This is a genomic window from Streptomyces sp. NPDC001002 (genome assembly GCF_053599215.1).
The window spans coordinates 119,526-133,632 of record NZ_JBSFLV010000005.1; the positions used below are offsets into that span (position 1 = coordinate 119,526).

The window sequence follows — 14,107 nt, forward strand, 5'->3', positions numbered from 1 at the left end:
TCGTTGTTCTTCACGGCCTACGGCATATGGCCTAAGGGGTCATCGGTTTACGGCTCGAACTTGTAGCCGAGACCACGCACCGTCACGAGATACCTGGGCGCACCCGGGTCCGGCTCGATTTTCGCGCGGAGGCGCTTGACGTGGACGTCGAGGGTCTTGGTGTCGCCGACGTAGTCGGCGCCCCAGACCCGGTCGATGAGCTGCATGCGGGTCAGGACTCGGCCCGCGTTGCGCAGCAGCATCTCCAGGAGGTCGAACTCCTTGAGAGGCAGGTCGACCTTGGAGCCGGAGACGGTGACCACATGGCGATCCACGTCCATGCGGACCGGACCGGCTTCGAGGGCGGCCGGGGTGACCTCCTCGGGCTCGCCGCGGCGGCGCAGGACGGCCCGGATACGGGCGACCAGTTCGCGGGACGAGAAGGGCTTGGTGACGTAGTCATCGGCTCCTATTTCCAGGCCGACGACCTTGTCGATCTCGCTGTCCTTGGCGGTGACCATGATCACCGGGACATTGGAGCGACCGCGCAGCTGGCGGCAGACCTCCGTGCCGGGCAGGCCCGGCAGCATCAGGTCGAGGAGGACGAGGTCGGCGCCATTGCGCTCGAACTCGTCGAGTCCGTCGGGCCCGGTGGTCGCGACGGCGACCTCGAAGCCCTCCTTGCGGAGCATGTACGACAGGGCGTCGGAGAAGGACTCCTCGTCCTCGACGACGAGCACTCGGGTCACGGAAGGACCTCCGGGGCGGGAAGCGGTTCATACGGGGATGACTCTGGGTGTGAGTCTGGCTGACCGGCCTCGTCGTCGAGGTCCGGGTGCTGCTGTGCGCGGTCGCGGGCAGCCCCCGCCTCCGGCAGCCGCAGGGTGAACGTGGAGCCCTGTCCCTCAGAACTCCACACCGTGACCTCCCCGCCGTGCGAGGCGGCCACGTGCTTGACGATCGCCAGGCCCAGACCCGTGCCGCCGGTGGCACGGGAGCGGGCCGGGTCGACCCGGTAGAAGCGCTCGAAGATGCGCTCCTTGTCCTTGTCGGTGATACCGATTCCCTGGTCGGTGACGGCCACTTCGATGTGGTCGCCGCCGGGCGCGTTCACCCGGCGGGCGGCTATGCCCACCCGGGTGCGGGCCGGGGAGTAGTTCACGGCGTTCTCCACGAGGTTGCCGAGGGCGGCGGCGAGCTGGCCCCGGTTCCCGTAGACGTGCAGGTCGGCGGTGCCGCCGGCGGCCATGGTGATCTGCTTGGTGCCGGCCGCGTGCCGGCAGCGGTCGATGGCCTCGGCGACCAGCTCGTCGACCCGGACCGGCTCGGCGTCCTCCAGGGGGTCGTCGTTCTGCACCCGGGAGAGGTCGATGAGCTCCTGGACCAGATTGGTCAGCCGGGTCGCCTCGATCTGCATGCGCCCGGCGAAGCGCTCCACGGCCTCCGGGTCGTCGGAGGCGTCCATGACGGCCTCGGACAGGAGGGAGAGCGCGCCGACGGGCGTCTTCAGCTCATGGCTGACATTCGCGACGAAGTCGCGGCGTACCGCCTCTATCCGTCGGGCCTCGGTGAGGTCCTCGACGAGCAGCAGCACCAGCCGCGACCCGAGGGGCGCCACGCGCGCGGAGACGGCGAGTGCCTCTCCGCGCCCGGTGCCCCGTCTGGGCAGGTCCAGCTCGACCTGCCGTATCTCTCCGTCTCTCCTGGTGTCCCGGGCCATCTGCAGCATCGGCTCGACCGAAAGGCGGCCACCGCGCACCAGTCCCAGGGCGTACGCCGCGGAGCTGGCCTTGACGACGGCGTCGGCCTCGTCCAGGACGACGGCCGAGGAGCGGAGCACGGACAGGACGGTGTCCACGCCCGGCGGAAGCACCGGGTCCGTGTGCAGAGAGGTGCGAGTGGGGCGTTTCTGCTCCCGCTCGCTCCAGCGGAACGCCAGCATGGCGATGACACCGGTGCATACCCCGGCGATCGCTGCCGCTGCGGCGACCGCCGCGTTCACGTCCATGCACCCAGGTTAGGCATGCGGTACGACATCCCCACAGCCATCGAGGTGCGACCTCGAACACTCGTCGCCCAGAGTTCACCTAGGAGCTAGGGGTGATTCATTTGAGAGGGCGGAAACGGACGCGTACAAGCCAGATCGTGGGAGCGTGGGTGCGAAGCGCCGGTTTTCGGAAACCTGACGCACGGGCCCCTGCCCCGGCAGCCCCGAAGAATACGTACGAGAGGGAACCCTGATGCGGGACGCGTACCACGAGGAACTTGATTCGATCGGCGACGGTCTGGTGGAGATGGCCCGGCTGGTCGGTTCGGCGATCGGGCGCGCCACGACCGCCATACTCGACTCCGACCTGAAGCTGGCCGAGAGCGTCATCGAGGGCGACAAGAAGGTCGACGAGCTGCAGCACGACCTGGAGGCCCGGGCCATAGCCCTGCTGGCCCGCCAGCAGCCGGTGGCGACCGACCTTCGGATCGTGGTGACGTCGCTGCGGATGTCCGCCGACCTGGAGCGCTCGGGCGACCTGGCCCAGCACGTGGCGAAGCTCGCCCGGCTGCGCTTCCCGGAGCGCGCCATTCCGCACGACCTGCACGCGACCATCCTGGAGATGGGGCAGCTCGCGCAGCGTCTGATGGCGAAGGCGGCCGAGGTCATCATCACCAAGGACGTCGACCTGGCGCTCCAGCTGGAGTCCGACGACGACGAGATGGACCTGCTGCACCGCACGCTCTTCCAGCACCTCCTGGACGACCGCTGGAAGCACGGCATCGAGACGGCCGTCGACGTCACGCTGCTGGGCCGCTACTACGAGCGCTTCGCCGACCACGCGGTGGCCGTCGCCAAGCGCGTCGTCTTCCTGGTCACCGGCGAGCACGCGGACGACCTCCAGCCCGACATCCAGCCGGAGATCCAGCCGGCGACGGCGGTCGAGGAGGCGTAGGCCTCTCGGCGGGCGGGGCGTCCGCGAAGGGGCGCCCCCGTGCGCCGTTGATGCGCCCAGCGGAACGGGCATGCAATGGGCAAAGGCACGAGCCTCCAGGAGGACCCATGGCCGAAGCCCCCAGCACACCCGACCCGACGCAGGAGCGCGAGACGGACCACCCCGCCGAGATCAAGAGCCTCCCGCTCTTCGGCGCATGCGGCTGCGGCTCGGGCTGCGGCTGCGGATGCCAGTCCGGCAATCCGTGCCAGTGCGGCTGAAAACGTACGACGACGAAGGGCCCCGGTGATATCGCCGGGGCCCTTCGTCGTGGGGGCTGTCAGTGCCGGGTGCCAGACTCGGCGTATGGGCGAAGACGTGCGGCCGGACGTCCGGCTGAGGGATGTCGAGGAAGGCGATCTGGAGGTCTTCTTCGCGCAGGAGCACGACGAGGAGGCGGTCCGACGATCGAGGTTCACGCCACGGGGGCGGGAGAGATTCATGACCCACTGGGTCACGAGGATCCTGGGCGACGACACGGTCTTCGTACAGGCGGTGACCGTGGACGGCGAGCCGGCGGGCCACATCGTGTCCTGGTGGGAAGAGGACCGCCGCTTCATCGGCTACTGGCTGGGCCGACAGCACTGGGGCCGAGGTACGGGCACCAAGGCCCTGGCCCTCTTCCTCCAACAGGAGCGAACGCGCCCCCTCCACGCCGACCCGTTCACCGGAAACACGGGCTCGGTACGGCTGTTGGAGAAGCTCGGCTTCCAACGCACCGGAACGGTACGGCACGGCGAGGACGAGCACGTGATGCTCGTACTGACCAGGCCGGTCACCACGACCACCGCGACCACCACCACAACAACTACCGCTTCCGCGCCCGGTACCGCCTCATCAGCTCGGTGATCCTCGCCTGGTCCGCCTGGCCGTTGAGCTCGGTCAGGAGGTCGTCGGGGCACAACTCGTAGAGGTCGCCCCACCATCGGCGTCCTCGGTTGTCCCAGATCCGGTAGCCACCGGGTACGCCGCGGGCGACGTAACGTCTCCTGCTCACAGTCCCCCTCCCCGCTGGATTCGATCATCCCGGGCGACCAGAGTGAAGGGGAAGGGGGGCGAGCAGGCCCTCTGGGGTGCAGCCACCTACACCTTCGATCCGGTAGGTCCCGTCATGGTTCCGGAGGGCGGCCGACGGCATCGTTGAACCCAACGGATCCCAGAGGTTCGCAGTCCCCAGCCGGAAGGAAATGCCATGAAGTCGCTGCTGTCCTCCACGACGAGCACCACGATGGACGACCCGACGGAGACCACCGGCGAGAACGCCCTCGCCCCGCTGCTCACCGCCTGGGACCTGGCCCACCCCACGGTCGCCGACCCCGAATGGCGCCACCTCCTGGACGAGATCGCCCACCCTCGCACGACGCAGGCGTTCTACCGGCTGGCGACGGCGGCGGTCTGAGCACGCGGTCTCCCCTTCGCGCGAAGCTCGTGCTGGACTGCCCCGACACAGTCCGTACACGACGAGTCCGTTCACGACGATGGGGTGACCGCGATGCCTCCCGAGGGCGAGTACGACCCGAGTCCGATGCAGTGGATACGCGAACAGGTCGAGCTGTACGAGAGTTCGGGCGGCACACAGGGCACAACGCTGTGGGACACGGGCCTGCCGGTCGTCATCGTCACGATGCGCGGCGCGAAGAGCGGCAGGATCCGCAAGATCCCGCTGATGCGCGTGGAGCACGAGGGACGGTACGCGGCGGTGGCCTCCAAGGGCGGCTACCCACGCCACCCGGTCTGGTACTTCAACCTCAAGGCCGCCCCACGGGTGCATCTCCAGGACGGCCCCAAAGTCCAGAGCATGACGGCCCGCGAACTCACCGGCGACGAGAAGACCCTGTGGTGGCAACGCGCGGTCACCGCGTATCCGGCGTACGCCGAGTACCAGGAGAAGACCGACCGCGTGATCCCGGTCTTCGTACTCGAACCCGACCACCACTAACAGGTCAGCCCCAGCACAAAGCCCCCTCCCCGCGAGGAAATCGCAGGTCGGGGGCTTATCGGTGTCGCGCTACTTCTTCTTGCCCTGGTTCTTAACAGCCTCAATAGCCGCCGCAGCCGCATCCGGGTCAAGGTACTTGCCACCCGCCGTGACCGGCCTGAAGTCCGCGTCCAGTTCGTAGGCCAGCGGGATGCCCGTCGGGATGTTCAGGCCCGCGATGTCCGCGTCCGAGATGCCGTCCAGGTGCTTGACCAGGGCTCGGAGTGAGTTGCCGTGGGCGGCGACCAGGACCGTGCGGCCCGCGAGGAGGTCGGGGACGATGCCGTCGTACCAGTACGGGAGCATGCGGACGACGACGTCCTTCAGGCACTCCGTGCGGGGGCGCAGCTCCGGGGGGATGGAGGCGTAGCGCGGGTCGGCGGACTGGGAGAACTCCGAGTCGTCCGACAGGGGCGGCGGGGGCGTGTCGTACGAGCGGCGCCACAGCATGAACTGCTCCTCGCCGAACTCCGCGAGGGTCTGCGCCTTGTCCTTGCCCTGGAGGGCGCCATAGTGACGCTCGTTCAGGCGCCAGCTGCGGTGGACGGGGATCCAGTGGCGGTCCGCGGCCTCCAGCGAGAGCTGGGCCGTGCGGATCGCGCGCTTCTGGAGGGACGTGTGGACCACGTCGGGGAGGAGGTCGGCGTCCTTCAGGAGTTCGCCACCGCGGACCGCCTCCTTCTCGCCCTTCTCGTTCAGGTTCACGTCCACCCAGCCGGTGAACAGGTTCTTCGCGTTCCACTCGCTCTCGCCGTGGCGGAGGAGGATCAGCTTGTACGGTGCGTCGGCCATGGGTCAGAGCGTAATCGACGGGTTCGGGGCGCAGGAGGCCCGTCCGGCAGGTGGAGCGGCCGGTGCGGCGGTCCGGGGACAGTTGACGGGAATCGTTAATCGAGTGGTCATCCCGCACCCCGTCTTCGTAAGTTGTGCCCGCGGGTTTAGCCGCTTACCGCTTGCCGCCTGCCGCTTATCGCTTGCCGCTTACGTCCGTGGGGGACCCCTATGCCACTCGCCAGCCTGAGACGCGCCGCCCGTGAGTCCGTCTCCGGGCTGCCCCGCGAGTTCTGGTGGCTGTGGACCAGCACCCTGGTCAACCGGCTCGGCGCCTTCGTCGCCACCTTCATGGCGCTGTATCTGACGCTGGACCGGGGGTACTCCGCCACCTACGCCGGTCTCGTCGCCGCCCTCCACGGGCTCGGCGGGGTCGCCTCGTCGCTCGGGGCCGGCGTGATGACGGACCGGCTCGGGCGGCGGCCCACCCTGCTGATCGCCCAGGCGTCCACCGCCGCGTCCGTCGCGCTCCTCGGCTTCATGCACGACCCCGTCGCCATCGCCGCGGTCGCCTTCCTCGTCGGCATGACCTCCAACGCCTCCCGGCCCGCCGTGCAGGCGATGATGGCCGACATCGTCCGGCCGGAGGACCGGGTGCGGGCCTTCTCGCTCAACTACTGGGCCATCAACCTCGGGTTCGCCGTCTCCTCCATGGGCGCCGGGTTCATCGCCGAGTTCAGCTACCTCGCCGGGTTCCTCATCGAGGCCGGCATGACCGCGCTCTGCGCCGTGGTCGTGTTCCTGAAACTGCCCGAGTCCCGGCCGCAGCGCACCTCCGCCGAAGCCGGCGCCAAGGACGACGTCCGGCTCGGTACCGTCCTGCGCGACGGGCGCTTCATGGGCGTGGTCGGGCTGTCCTTCCTCGTCTCCGTGATCTTCCAGCAGGGCTCGGTCGGGCTGCCGGTCGCGATGGGCGAGGCCGGGTTCACGCCCGCCGACTACGGCATGGCCATCGCCGTCAACGGCGTACTGATCGTCGCTCTGCAGATCCCGGTCACCCGGTTCATCGAGCACCGCGATCCGCGGCGGCTGCTCGTCGTGTCGTCCGTCCTCGCCGGATACGGCTTCGGGCTCACCGCCTTCGCCGGGTCCGTCGGCCTCTTCGCGGTCACCGTCTGCGTGTGGACACTCGCCGAGATCGTCAACGCGCCCACCCAGACCGGCCTGGTCGTCCGCCTCTCCCCCGTCCACGGGCGCGGCCGCTACCAGGGCATGTACACCCTCTCCTGGGCGGTGGCCGCGCTCGTGGCGCCCCTGATGTCCGGATTCATCATCGACCGGTTCGGGGCGGAGTGGTTGTGGGGGGTGTGCGCGGTGATCGGGACGGTGGCCGCGGTCGGCTACCACGTCCTGATGCACAACCTGCCGGCCGAGAAGCCGACGCCGGTCACCACACCCACGGCGACAGAGGCCGAGGTCAGCGCCGCGTAGCTCACGGATGCATCCGCGCGCCCTTGATCACCTTGTCCACCGCGTTCTTCGGCCCGTACACCGCCAGTCCTACGAGATCCAGCTCCCCCGTCGGCACCGCCCGCACCGCCGCCCGATTGGCGCCGTCGTGGCCGGTGCCGAACAGGTCGGAGGTGAAGACGGCACGGGGCAGGACGCGCGAGAGCGCCTTCGCGTGGGCCGACGTCAGCGTCTCCTTCGTCCCCTCGAAGACCAGCACCGGCTGCCGGAACATCGGCAGATAGGGCACCCCGTCGGCGTCCTCGTACGGCTCCCCGATCACCTCCGGGACCTGCGTGCCCAGGCCGCTGACCAGGAACGCGGTGACGTTCAGGCGTTGCCAGGGCTCCAGGTCCTCGCGCAGGATCACGGCGATCTTGGTGTCGAAGCGGACGGGGGCTTCCGCGGGTGCGGTGGTGTCGAGCGCATGCGTGTCGGTCGCGTTCATACGACGAGACTGCCGAGCCTCGTACGACGTCGTCTTGTACGTTCTTTGCATGGCCGCCGAGCAGGAAGTCACCGCCTGGCGCCCGCAGGTTCCGGGCGTGGTGGAGGTGTTCCATGCCCACTTCACCGAGTACGCGTATCCGATGCACGTGCACGAGGCGTGGACGCTGCTCATCGTGGACGACGGGGCCGTGCGTTACGACCTCGACCGGCACGAGCACGGGACGCCGGACGACACGGTGTCGCTGCTGCCGCCGCACGTTCCGCACAACGGGGCCGCCGCCACCCCGGACGGATTCCGCAAGCGGGTGGTGTATCTCGACGGGTCGCAGCTGCCCCACGACCTGATCGGTGCCGCCGTCGACGGCCCCGATCTGCGCGATCCGCTGCTGCGGCTGCGCGTCGGTCAGTTGCACACCGCGCTCACCCGGGCCGGGGACGAGCTGGAGGCGGAGAGCAGGCTGACGTTCATCGGCGAGCGACTGCGTGAACGGCTGCGGCCGAGCACGGACTCCGCTCCGCGCCCGGACCCCGTGCTCGCCCGCCGCCTGCGCGAACTCCTCGACGCGCACGTCGTCGACGGCCTCACCCTCGACCGGGCCGGCGCCCTCCTGCACGCCCATCCGGCCCATCTGGTACGGGCGTTCAGCACCGCCTACGGCATCGCCCCGCACCAGTACCTGATGTCCCGCCGGGTGGACCGCGCCCGCCGCCTGCTGCTCGACGGCTGCCCCGCGAGCGAGGTCGCCCCCGCGACGGGCTTCTTCGACCAGCCCCATCTCACGCGCCACTTCAGGAAGTTGGTGGGCGTGACACCCGGCCAGTACGCGAAGGGACGGGCCACGGCTGGACGGGCCGCAACTGGACGGGCCCCAACTGGACGGACTACAGCTCCCGTTGGGCCTCGTACAGGTTCCGTGGCCTGACCACGTCCGTCGTGCCGTAGAGCTCCAGGCGCGCGTGCAGGTCGCCGGTGAAGTCGGGGACGTCGATCTGGTCGAACTCGGTGACTTCGTTGAGGCCGATGGTCGCGCTGTACGGGGCCAGGCCGTCGATCTTCATCAGGCCCGCGCGGGCGTTGGTGACGCGGACGTTCCAGTGGGTGAAGCGGGCGCCGAAGAGCGGCCCTGCGATGGCGTCGCCGCCGTGGCGGCCGTTGTTCTCGACGGTGATGTCGGTGCGGACGTTGGCGAAGGGCAGGCCGCGGTGGCTGTCGAAGGTGCCCATGCGCATGTCGCCGCGGGACCAGACGTTGTAGGAGGAGAGGCCCTCCACGTTGATGCCGTGGAGCTGGGTGTTCGAGGGGGCCGGGACCGTGCGCTGCTCGATGGTGAAGTCCTCGATCAGGTTGTCGTGCGCGCCCTCGCGGCAGAAGTACGGATGGTGCGAGCCGCGGCCCGCCACCGTCGTACCGCGCAGGGTGCAGGCCGACGCGGCCACCAGCCCGAAGCCGTTGTCGACGTGACGGACCGTCACATCGTCCACCCAGCAGTCGTAGGCGCATTGGAGTACGACGCCGTTGTAGCCCTTGTCGAGGAGGTGCGGGGACTGAGGGGTCTCCACCGCTTCCAGGGTCAGGCCCTCCACGCCTGAACCGGTCAACTCCTTCACGTGGGTCACCAGTTGGGGAGTCCACTCCGGGCGTACGTCCAGCGGGAGCGGGCGTTCCAGGGTGACCCGGCGGCCGTGTACGCGGGTGATGCGGACCGGCCACTCGTAGGGGACGTACGAGGTCAGCTTGGTCTTGTCGTCCCAGAAGTACGCCTCGGGGCCCGGACCGCCGCCCGACATGTGCTCCAGGAGCGTGTGGTCGGCGTCGTCGGCCAGGCGGAGCAGGACCAGGGCGCCTGGGCGCAGGTGGGAGGGGTCGGCGACCTTCACCGTCGAGGCGCCCTGGCGGGCCGGTTCGACCGTGGTGAGGGGCGTCCACTCGTCGCGCTTGTTGCCCGTCCAGCCCTCGAAGGGCCAGGCCTTGGCCTTGATCGCGGTGACCAGGGAGTTCCAACGGGCTTCCGGGGCAAGCCAGATGAGGCCGCCGGCCCAGGACCAGGACGACTTGTCGCCGCCGTAGCGGGAGCCGTACACGCCGATCAGTTCGGTGAGGTTCTTGGTCGCGTACAGCTTCGTACGGCCGCTGCCCGCGCCGCGCAGGACCACGTTCGAGTGGCCGATGCGGATCAGGTCGTCGATGCGGAAGGTGCCGGGCGGGATGGTGACCGTGCCACCGCCGGCCCGACCGGCAGCGGCGATGGCACGGTTGATCGCGGGGGCGCAGTCGGTGACGCCGTCCGCCACGGCGCCGTACTTCGTCACGTCGGCGACGACCCTGTGGCGCGGGAGACGGCGCGCACCGGCGTAGGCACCGGCCCGGCCGATGTACGGGATCTGGGGGTGGGTGAACGGGGTGCGGGTGAACTCACCCCAGATGTGCGGGACTTCACCCCTGGCCCCCGGGGTGGCTCGCGCTGTCCCCACTCCGGTCGTCGCCGCCAGCGCGACGGCCGTGGCTCCGCCGAGCAGGGTCCGTCTCGTGAGGTGTGCGGTGCTCTTGTCCGAGGTGCTCATGCCCCACCCGTCCTTCCATGCGGCTCTTCATGGATGTGAACGCTGTTCAGATGTGCGATGGCGGTGAGCATGGCATTGCCGACCCCTGGCAGGGAAGGGGTTGAGTGGCGTCAGTCCGGCGGAATTTCGTTCATGTCCATGAACTCATCAAGAATGCGCTTTCGCGGGGTCCACGGAAGGCCTCCGTCCGGTGACCGCCGCCGGTTAGCGTCCCGTCCATGGATGACACAGAGCGCACACAGGACGCACAAGAGCCTCAGGCCGCCCGCGCCTTATCCGCCACCAGCCGCCGTTCCCTGCCGCTCAGACGCTTCTCGACCGCCGTCGCCGGCGCGACCGCCCTGGTCGCCCTCAGCGTCGGCGTCGCTCTCGCGGCGACCTCGGACGACGATCCCGGACCCCAGCCGACCGTCTCGGCCTCGGGCCCGGACACAGGCAGCATCGACGGCGGCACGACCGGCGGAGACGAGTCCGATCCGAGCCCGTCACCCACAGATGTGACCGACCCGCCGGTCCCCGGCGGCGATCCCACGCCCACCGCCGAGCCCTCCTCACCGACCGACCTGGACGAGCTGAACCGGCGGATCACCGAACTCGACCACAAGGTCGACCAGTTGCCCACCAAGAAGGAACTGGCCGACGCTCTACGGGCCTTCGCGGACGAGCTCGACAGGAGCGGCGCCGAGTAGTCCGCGCAGTCCGCCCAAGTCCGGTCCGCCCGGGGTCAGTCGGCCGAGCGGCGCGTCAAGTGCTCGAACGCGTCCAGGTTCCGTGTCGACTCGCCCCGGGACACCCGCCACGCGTACTCCTTGCGGATGGCTGAGGCGAAGCCCAGTTCCAGCAGGGTGTTGAAGGCACCGTCGGCCGCTTCCAGGACCTGGCCGAGCAGCCGGTCGAGTTCGTCCGGGGTGACGGTGGCGAGGGGGAGGCGGCCGGTGACGTAGACGTCGCCGAGCTGGTCGACGGCGTAACTCACGCCGTACAGTTTGAGGTTGCGCTCCAGGAGCCAGCGGTGGACGCCGGACTCGTTCTCGTCGGGGTGGCGGATGACGAAGGCGTTCAGGGAGAGCGAGTGGCGGCCGACGAGGAGCGAGAGGGTCGTCGACAGCTTGCGCGTGCCCGGGAGCTTGACGACGTAGGAGCCGGGCTCGGGGCTCTCCCACTCCAGTTCGTCGTCCTTCAGGACGGCCTCGATGACGGCTGCCGCTTTCTCCGCCGCGGCCTGTCCCGGCGCTGACCTGTGCGCATCACCCATGGTGGGAGCGTACGTTACGGCGGTGCGCCTGCATCGCGGCCGTGTAGACGTCCGCCGTGGCGGCGGCCGCGGTGTCCCAGCCGAAGGACTTGGCGTGCCTGGCCGCCGCCGCGCCCATCCGGTCCGCCAGCTCCGGGTCGTCGGCGAAATCGGCCAGCACGCGCGCGTAGGCGGCGGGATCGTGGCCCTGCACCAGGAAGCCGGTGTGCCCGTCGCGTACGGCGACCGGGAGGCCGCCGACCGCGGCCGCGAGCACCGGCGTACCGGCCGCCTGCGCCTCTATGGCGACCAGGCCGAAGGACTCGCTGTACGACGGCATGACCAGCACCGACGCGGCCCGGAACCAGTCCGCGAGCTGGTCCTGGCCGACGGGCGGGCAGAACCGTACGACATCCGCGATGCCGAGCCGGGACGCCAGTTTCTGCAGGCCCTCCGGCTTGGCGAGGCCGCTGCCGCTGGGGCCGCCGACGACGGGGACCAGCAGGTGGGAGCGGAGTTCGGGGCGCTCGTCCAGGAGGACGGCGACCGCGCGCAGCAGGACGTCCGGGGCCTTCAGGGGCTGGATGCGGCCCGCGAAGAGCGGGATCAGGGCGTCCTGCGGGAGGCCCAGGCGGGCGCGAGCGGCGGCTCGGGCGGTGGCGGCCGTGGCAGTGGTGGAGGGGTTCCCTGAGGGGCCGAGGTCGACCGCCCCCGGGAACAGCGCGTCCAGCGCGTCCGGGTCCTTCGGGAACGGGCTGAAGCGGTCCAGGTTGACGCCCGGGTGGACGACCGCGACCTTGCCGGGGTCGGCGCAGTAGTGCTGGACGAGTTCGTCGGCCTCGCCCGAGGTGTTGGCGATCAGCCGGTCCGCGGCGGCCACGATCTGGGTCTCGCCGATGACGCGGGCGGCGGGCTCGGGGGTGTCGCCGGCGGCCAGGTTGGCGTTCTTGACCTTGGCCATGGTGTGCATGGCGTGCACCAGGGGCACGCCCCAGCGCTGGGCGGCGAGCCAGCCGACGTGGCCGGAGAGCCAGTAGTGCGAGTGGACGAGGTCGTAGTAGCCGGGGCGGTGGCCGGCCCACGCCTGCATCACGCCGTGCGTGAACGCGCAGAGCTGGGCGGGGAGTTCCTCCTTGGCGAGGCCCTCGTAGGGGCCCGCGTCCACGTGCCGGACGAGGACACCGGGGGCCAGTTCCACCGTGGGCGGGAGGGCCGCCGTGGTCGCGCGCGTGAAGATCTCGACCTCGATGTTGATCGCGGCGAGGCGCTGCGCGAGCTCCACGATGTAGACGTTCATGCCGCCCGCGTCACCGGTGCCCGGCTGGTGCAGCGGTGAGGTGTGCACGGAGAGCATGGCGACGCGGCGCGGGCGGCGGTGCAGCCTCAGTCGCGAGGGCGTCGCCGACGAGCGCCGCCCGAGCCTGCTCACGTACTGGCTCACGTGGCGTTCCTCCTCGCTGCGGGCATGCCGGACGGAGGACGTGGAGCGCCCTCCAAGGGAGGCAACAGCGGAGGGAGGCATTCCCATTCCAGGGGGAGTGGTTTTTGCTGAGACATTACCGACGGTCGCTCAACCGTTCGATGCGCGCATGCGTCCTCGTACCGGCGGCCACACACCCTCGCCGCATCCCCTCGCCACATACCCTCGTACGTATGACAGCCCGCGCAGCCCACCGCCCCGTGGGCACCGTCACGCGCGGGACCACGAACCCGAACCGGCTGCGCCGCATGGACCGCTGGATCGCGGCCACGCACGGCGCCGAACTGCGCCGCGCCGCCGACCCCGTGGCCGTCGACCTCGGGTACGGAGCGGCGCCCTGGACGGCCGTCGAACTGCTCGCCCGGCTGCGGACCGTGGCGCCACGCGCGCGTGTCGTAGGGGTGGAGATCGAGCCGGCCCGGGTCGCGGCGGCGAAGCCGTACGAGCGCGACGGCCTGGTCTTCCGGCACGGCGGCTTCGAGATCCCCCTCCCCCAGCGACCGCTGCTGATCCGCGCCGCCAACGTGCTGCGCCAGTACGACGAGTCGGAGGTCGGCGCGGTGTGGGAGCGACTGTGCGCGCGGCTCGCGGACGGCGGGCTGCTCGTCGAGGGGACCTGCGACGAGATCGGGCGCCGGCACGTCTGGGTCGCGCTCGGTCCGGAGGGGCCGCGGACGGTCACCTTCGCCACCCGGCTCGGCTCGCTGGAGCGCCCGTCGGACCTCGCCGAGCGACTGCCCAAAGCGCTCATCCACCGCAATGTGCCCGGCGAACCGGTGCACGCCTTCCTGCGCGACTTCGACCGCGCCTGGGCCGCCGCCGCGCCCTACGCCTCCTACGGCGCCCGCCAGCGCTGGATCCGCTCGGTGCGGGACCTGAGCGCCGACTGGCCGGTGACGGACGGGCCGGGCCGGTGGCGGCAGGGCGAAGTGACGGTGGCGTGGGGGGCGTTGGCGCCGAGGCGCCGACCTGAGCGGCTGACCTGAGGGTTCCGCCCGGACCGGCGTTTCCGATGGAACGATCTCGGTGAGTCGTTCGTCACAAAGAACGGGAGATCGAATACGGGGCCGTGAGGGGGGAAATCCGACTTCCGTACACCTCTGTCGATTTGCGCGTCACCGTGGCACGATCCCCGGGCGGCCGTAAGTTACTGACGGGACATC

17 protein-coding genes are annotated in these 14,107 nt (G+C 70.2%); 9 read left to right on the forward strand and 8 right to left on the reverse strand.

The genetic code is table 11. The features are described 5' to 3' along the window. Positions 1–47 precede the first annotated feature (47 nt). Together ACWDR3_RS04580 and ACWDR3_RS04585 are read right to left on the reverse strand one after the other, a co-directional pair. Positions 48–728 (reverse strand): response regulator transcription factor, encoded by a 681-nt coding sequence (locus ACWDR3_RS04580; protein ID WP_015659563.1) that lies wholly within the window; start codon positions 726–728, stop codon positions 48–50. Then, positions 725–1,987, reverse strand: coding sequence for a sensor histidine kinase (locus ACWDR3_RS04585; RefSeq protein WP_450350747.1), 1,263 nt, complete (start codon positions 1,985–1,987; stop codon positions 725–727). Before ACWDR3_RS04585 ends, ACWDR3_RS04580 begins: the two co-directional genes overlap by 4 nt. 232 nt (positions 1,988–2,219) lie before the next feature. On the opposite strand from ACWDR3_RS04585, the gene phoU reads away from it, so the two are divergent. The 3 genes from phoU to ACWDR3_RS04600 all read left to right on the forward strand — a co-directional run bounded on the left by phoU (position 2,220) and on the right by ACWDR3_RS04600 (position 3,809). Next, positions 2,220–2,921 (forward strand): phosphate signaling complex protein PhoU, encoded by a 702-nt coding sequence (gene phoU / locus ACWDR3_RS04590; protein WP_450350749.1) that lies wholly within the window; start codon positions 2,220–2,222, stop codon positions 2,919–2,921. Positions 2,922–3,028: 107 nt separating this feature from the next. Continuing rightward, positions 3,029–3,181, forward strand: a complete 153-nt coding sequence (locus ACWDR3_RS04595; protein ID WP_450350751.1) for a hypothetical protein — start codon at positions 3,029–3,031, stop codon at positions 3,179–3,181. A gap of 85 nt (positions 3,182–3,266) precedes the next feature. Further along, positions 3,267–3,809, forward strand: coding sequence for a GNAT family N-acetyltransferase (locus ACWDR3_RS04600; RefSeq protein ID WP_450350753.1), 543 nt, complete (start codon positions 3,267–3,269; stop codon positions 3,807–3,809). Here ACWDR3_RS04600 and ACWDR3_RS04605 read toward each other — a convergent pair. After that, positions 3,769–3,957 (reverse strand): hypothetical protein, encoded by a 189-nt coding sequence (locus ACWDR3_RS04605; RefSeq protein WP_450350755.1) that lies wholly within the window; start codon positions 3,955–3,957, stop codon positions 3,769–3,771. The genes ACWDR3_RS04600 and ACWDR3_RS04605 overlap by 41 nt on opposite strands. A 195-nt stretch (positions 3,958–4,152) precedes the next feature. Here ACWDR3_RS04605 and ACWDR3_RS04610 point away from each other — a divergent pair, with 195 nt between their 5' ends. Then, complete coding sequence (locus tag ACWDR3_RS04610) at positions 4,153–4,359, forward strand: hypothetical protein (protein ID WP_450350757.1); 207 nt, start codon at positions 4,153–4,155, stop codon at positions 4,357–4,359. 93 nt (positions 4,360–4,452) lie between these two features. Further along, complete coding sequence (locus ACWDR3_RS04615) at positions 4,453–4,899, forward strand: nitroreductase family deazaflavin-dependent oxidoreductase (protein ID WP_450350830.1); 447 nt, start codon at positions 4,453–4,455, stop codon at positions 4,897–4,899. 69 nt (positions 4,900–4,968) lie between these two features. Here the strand turns inward: ACWDR3_RS04615 and ACWDR3_RS04620 are convergent, their stop codons facing one another. Then, on the reverse strand, positions 4,969–5,730 hold the full coding sequence (locus ACWDR3_RS04620) for a phosphoglyceromutase (protein ID WP_450350759.1): 762 nt from the start codon (positions 5,728–5,730) through the stop codon (positions 4,969–4,971). Positions 5,731–5,940: 210 nt separating this feature from the next. Between ACWDR3_RS04620 and ACWDR3_RS04625 the strand changes: the two genes are divergently transcribed. Continuing rightward, positions 5,941–7,200: an MDR family MFS transporter gene (locus ACWDR3_RS04625; protein WP_450350761.1), complete on the forward strand. Its 1,260-nt coding sequence runs from the start codon at positions 5,941–5,943 to the stop codon at positions 7,198–7,200. Between the two features lies 1 nt (position 7,201). Here the strand turns inward: ACWDR3_RS04625 and ACWDR3_RS04630 are convergent, their stop codons facing one another. Then, complete coding sequence (locus ACWDR3_RS04630) at positions 7,202–7,666, reverse strand: DUF2000 family protein (RefSeq protein ID WP_450350763.1); 465 nt, start codon at positions 7,664–7,666, stop codon at positions 7,202–7,204. Between the two features lie 49 nt (positions 7,667–7,715). Between ACWDR3_RS04630 and ACWDR3_RS04635 the strand changes: the two genes are divergently transcribed. Beyond that, positions 7,716–8,591, forward strand: a complete 876-nt coding sequence (locus tag ACWDR3_RS04635; RefSeq protein ID WP_450350765.1) for an AraC family transcriptional regulator — start codon at positions 7,716–7,718, stop codon at positions 8,589–8,591. Here the strand turns inward: ACWDR3_RS04635 and ACWDR3_RS04640 are convergent. Then, positions 8,551–10,230: a glycosyl hydrolase family 28-related protein gene (locus tag ACWDR3_RS04640; protein WP_450350767.1), complete on the reverse strand. Its 1,680-nt coding sequence runs from the start codon at positions 10,228–10,230 to the stop codon at positions 8,551–8,553. The two genes, ACWDR3_RS04635 and ACWDR3_RS04640, sit on opposite strands and share 41 nt — an antisense overlap. Before the next feature lie 218 nt (positions 10,231–10,448). Here ACWDR3_RS04640 and ACWDR3_RS04645 point away from each other — a divergent pair, with 218 nt between their 5' ends. Further along, positions 10,449–10,919 (forward strand): hypothetical protein, encoded by a 471-nt coding sequence (locus tag ACWDR3_RS04645; RefSeq protein WP_450350769.1) that lies wholly within the window; start codon positions 10,449–10,451, stop codon positions 10,917–10,919. A gap of 35 nt (positions 10,920–10,954) precedes the next feature. On the opposite strand, the gene ACWDR3_RS04650 is transcribed toward ACWDR3_RS04645, so the two are convergent. Both ACWDR3_RS04650 and ACWDR3_RS04655 read right to left on the reverse strand, forming a co-directional pair. Beyond that, on the reverse strand, positions 10,955–11,485 hold the full coding sequence (locus ACWDR3_RS04650; protein ID WP_450350772.1) for a YbjN domain-containing protein: 531 nt from the start codon (positions 11,483–11,485) through the stop codon (positions 10,955–10,957). Beyond that, complete coding sequence (locus ACWDR3_RS04655) at positions 11,478–12,905, reverse strand: glycosyltransferase (RefSeq protein WP_450350774.1); 1,428 nt, start codon at positions 12,903–12,905, stop codon at positions 11,478–11,480. Before ACWDR3_RS04655 ends, ACWDR3_RS04650 begins: the two co-directional genes overlap by 8 nt. A gap of 212 nt (positions 12,906–13,117) precedes the next feature. Between ACWDR3_RS04655 and ACWDR3_RS04660 the strand changes: the two genes are divergently transcribed. Next, on the forward strand, positions 13,118–13,930 hold the full coding sequence (locus ACWDR3_RS04660; protein WP_450350776.1) for a class I SAM-dependent methyltransferase: 813 nt from the start codon (positions 13,118–13,120) through the stop codon (positions 13,928–13,930). Positions 13,931–14,107: the final 177 nt, after the last annotated feature.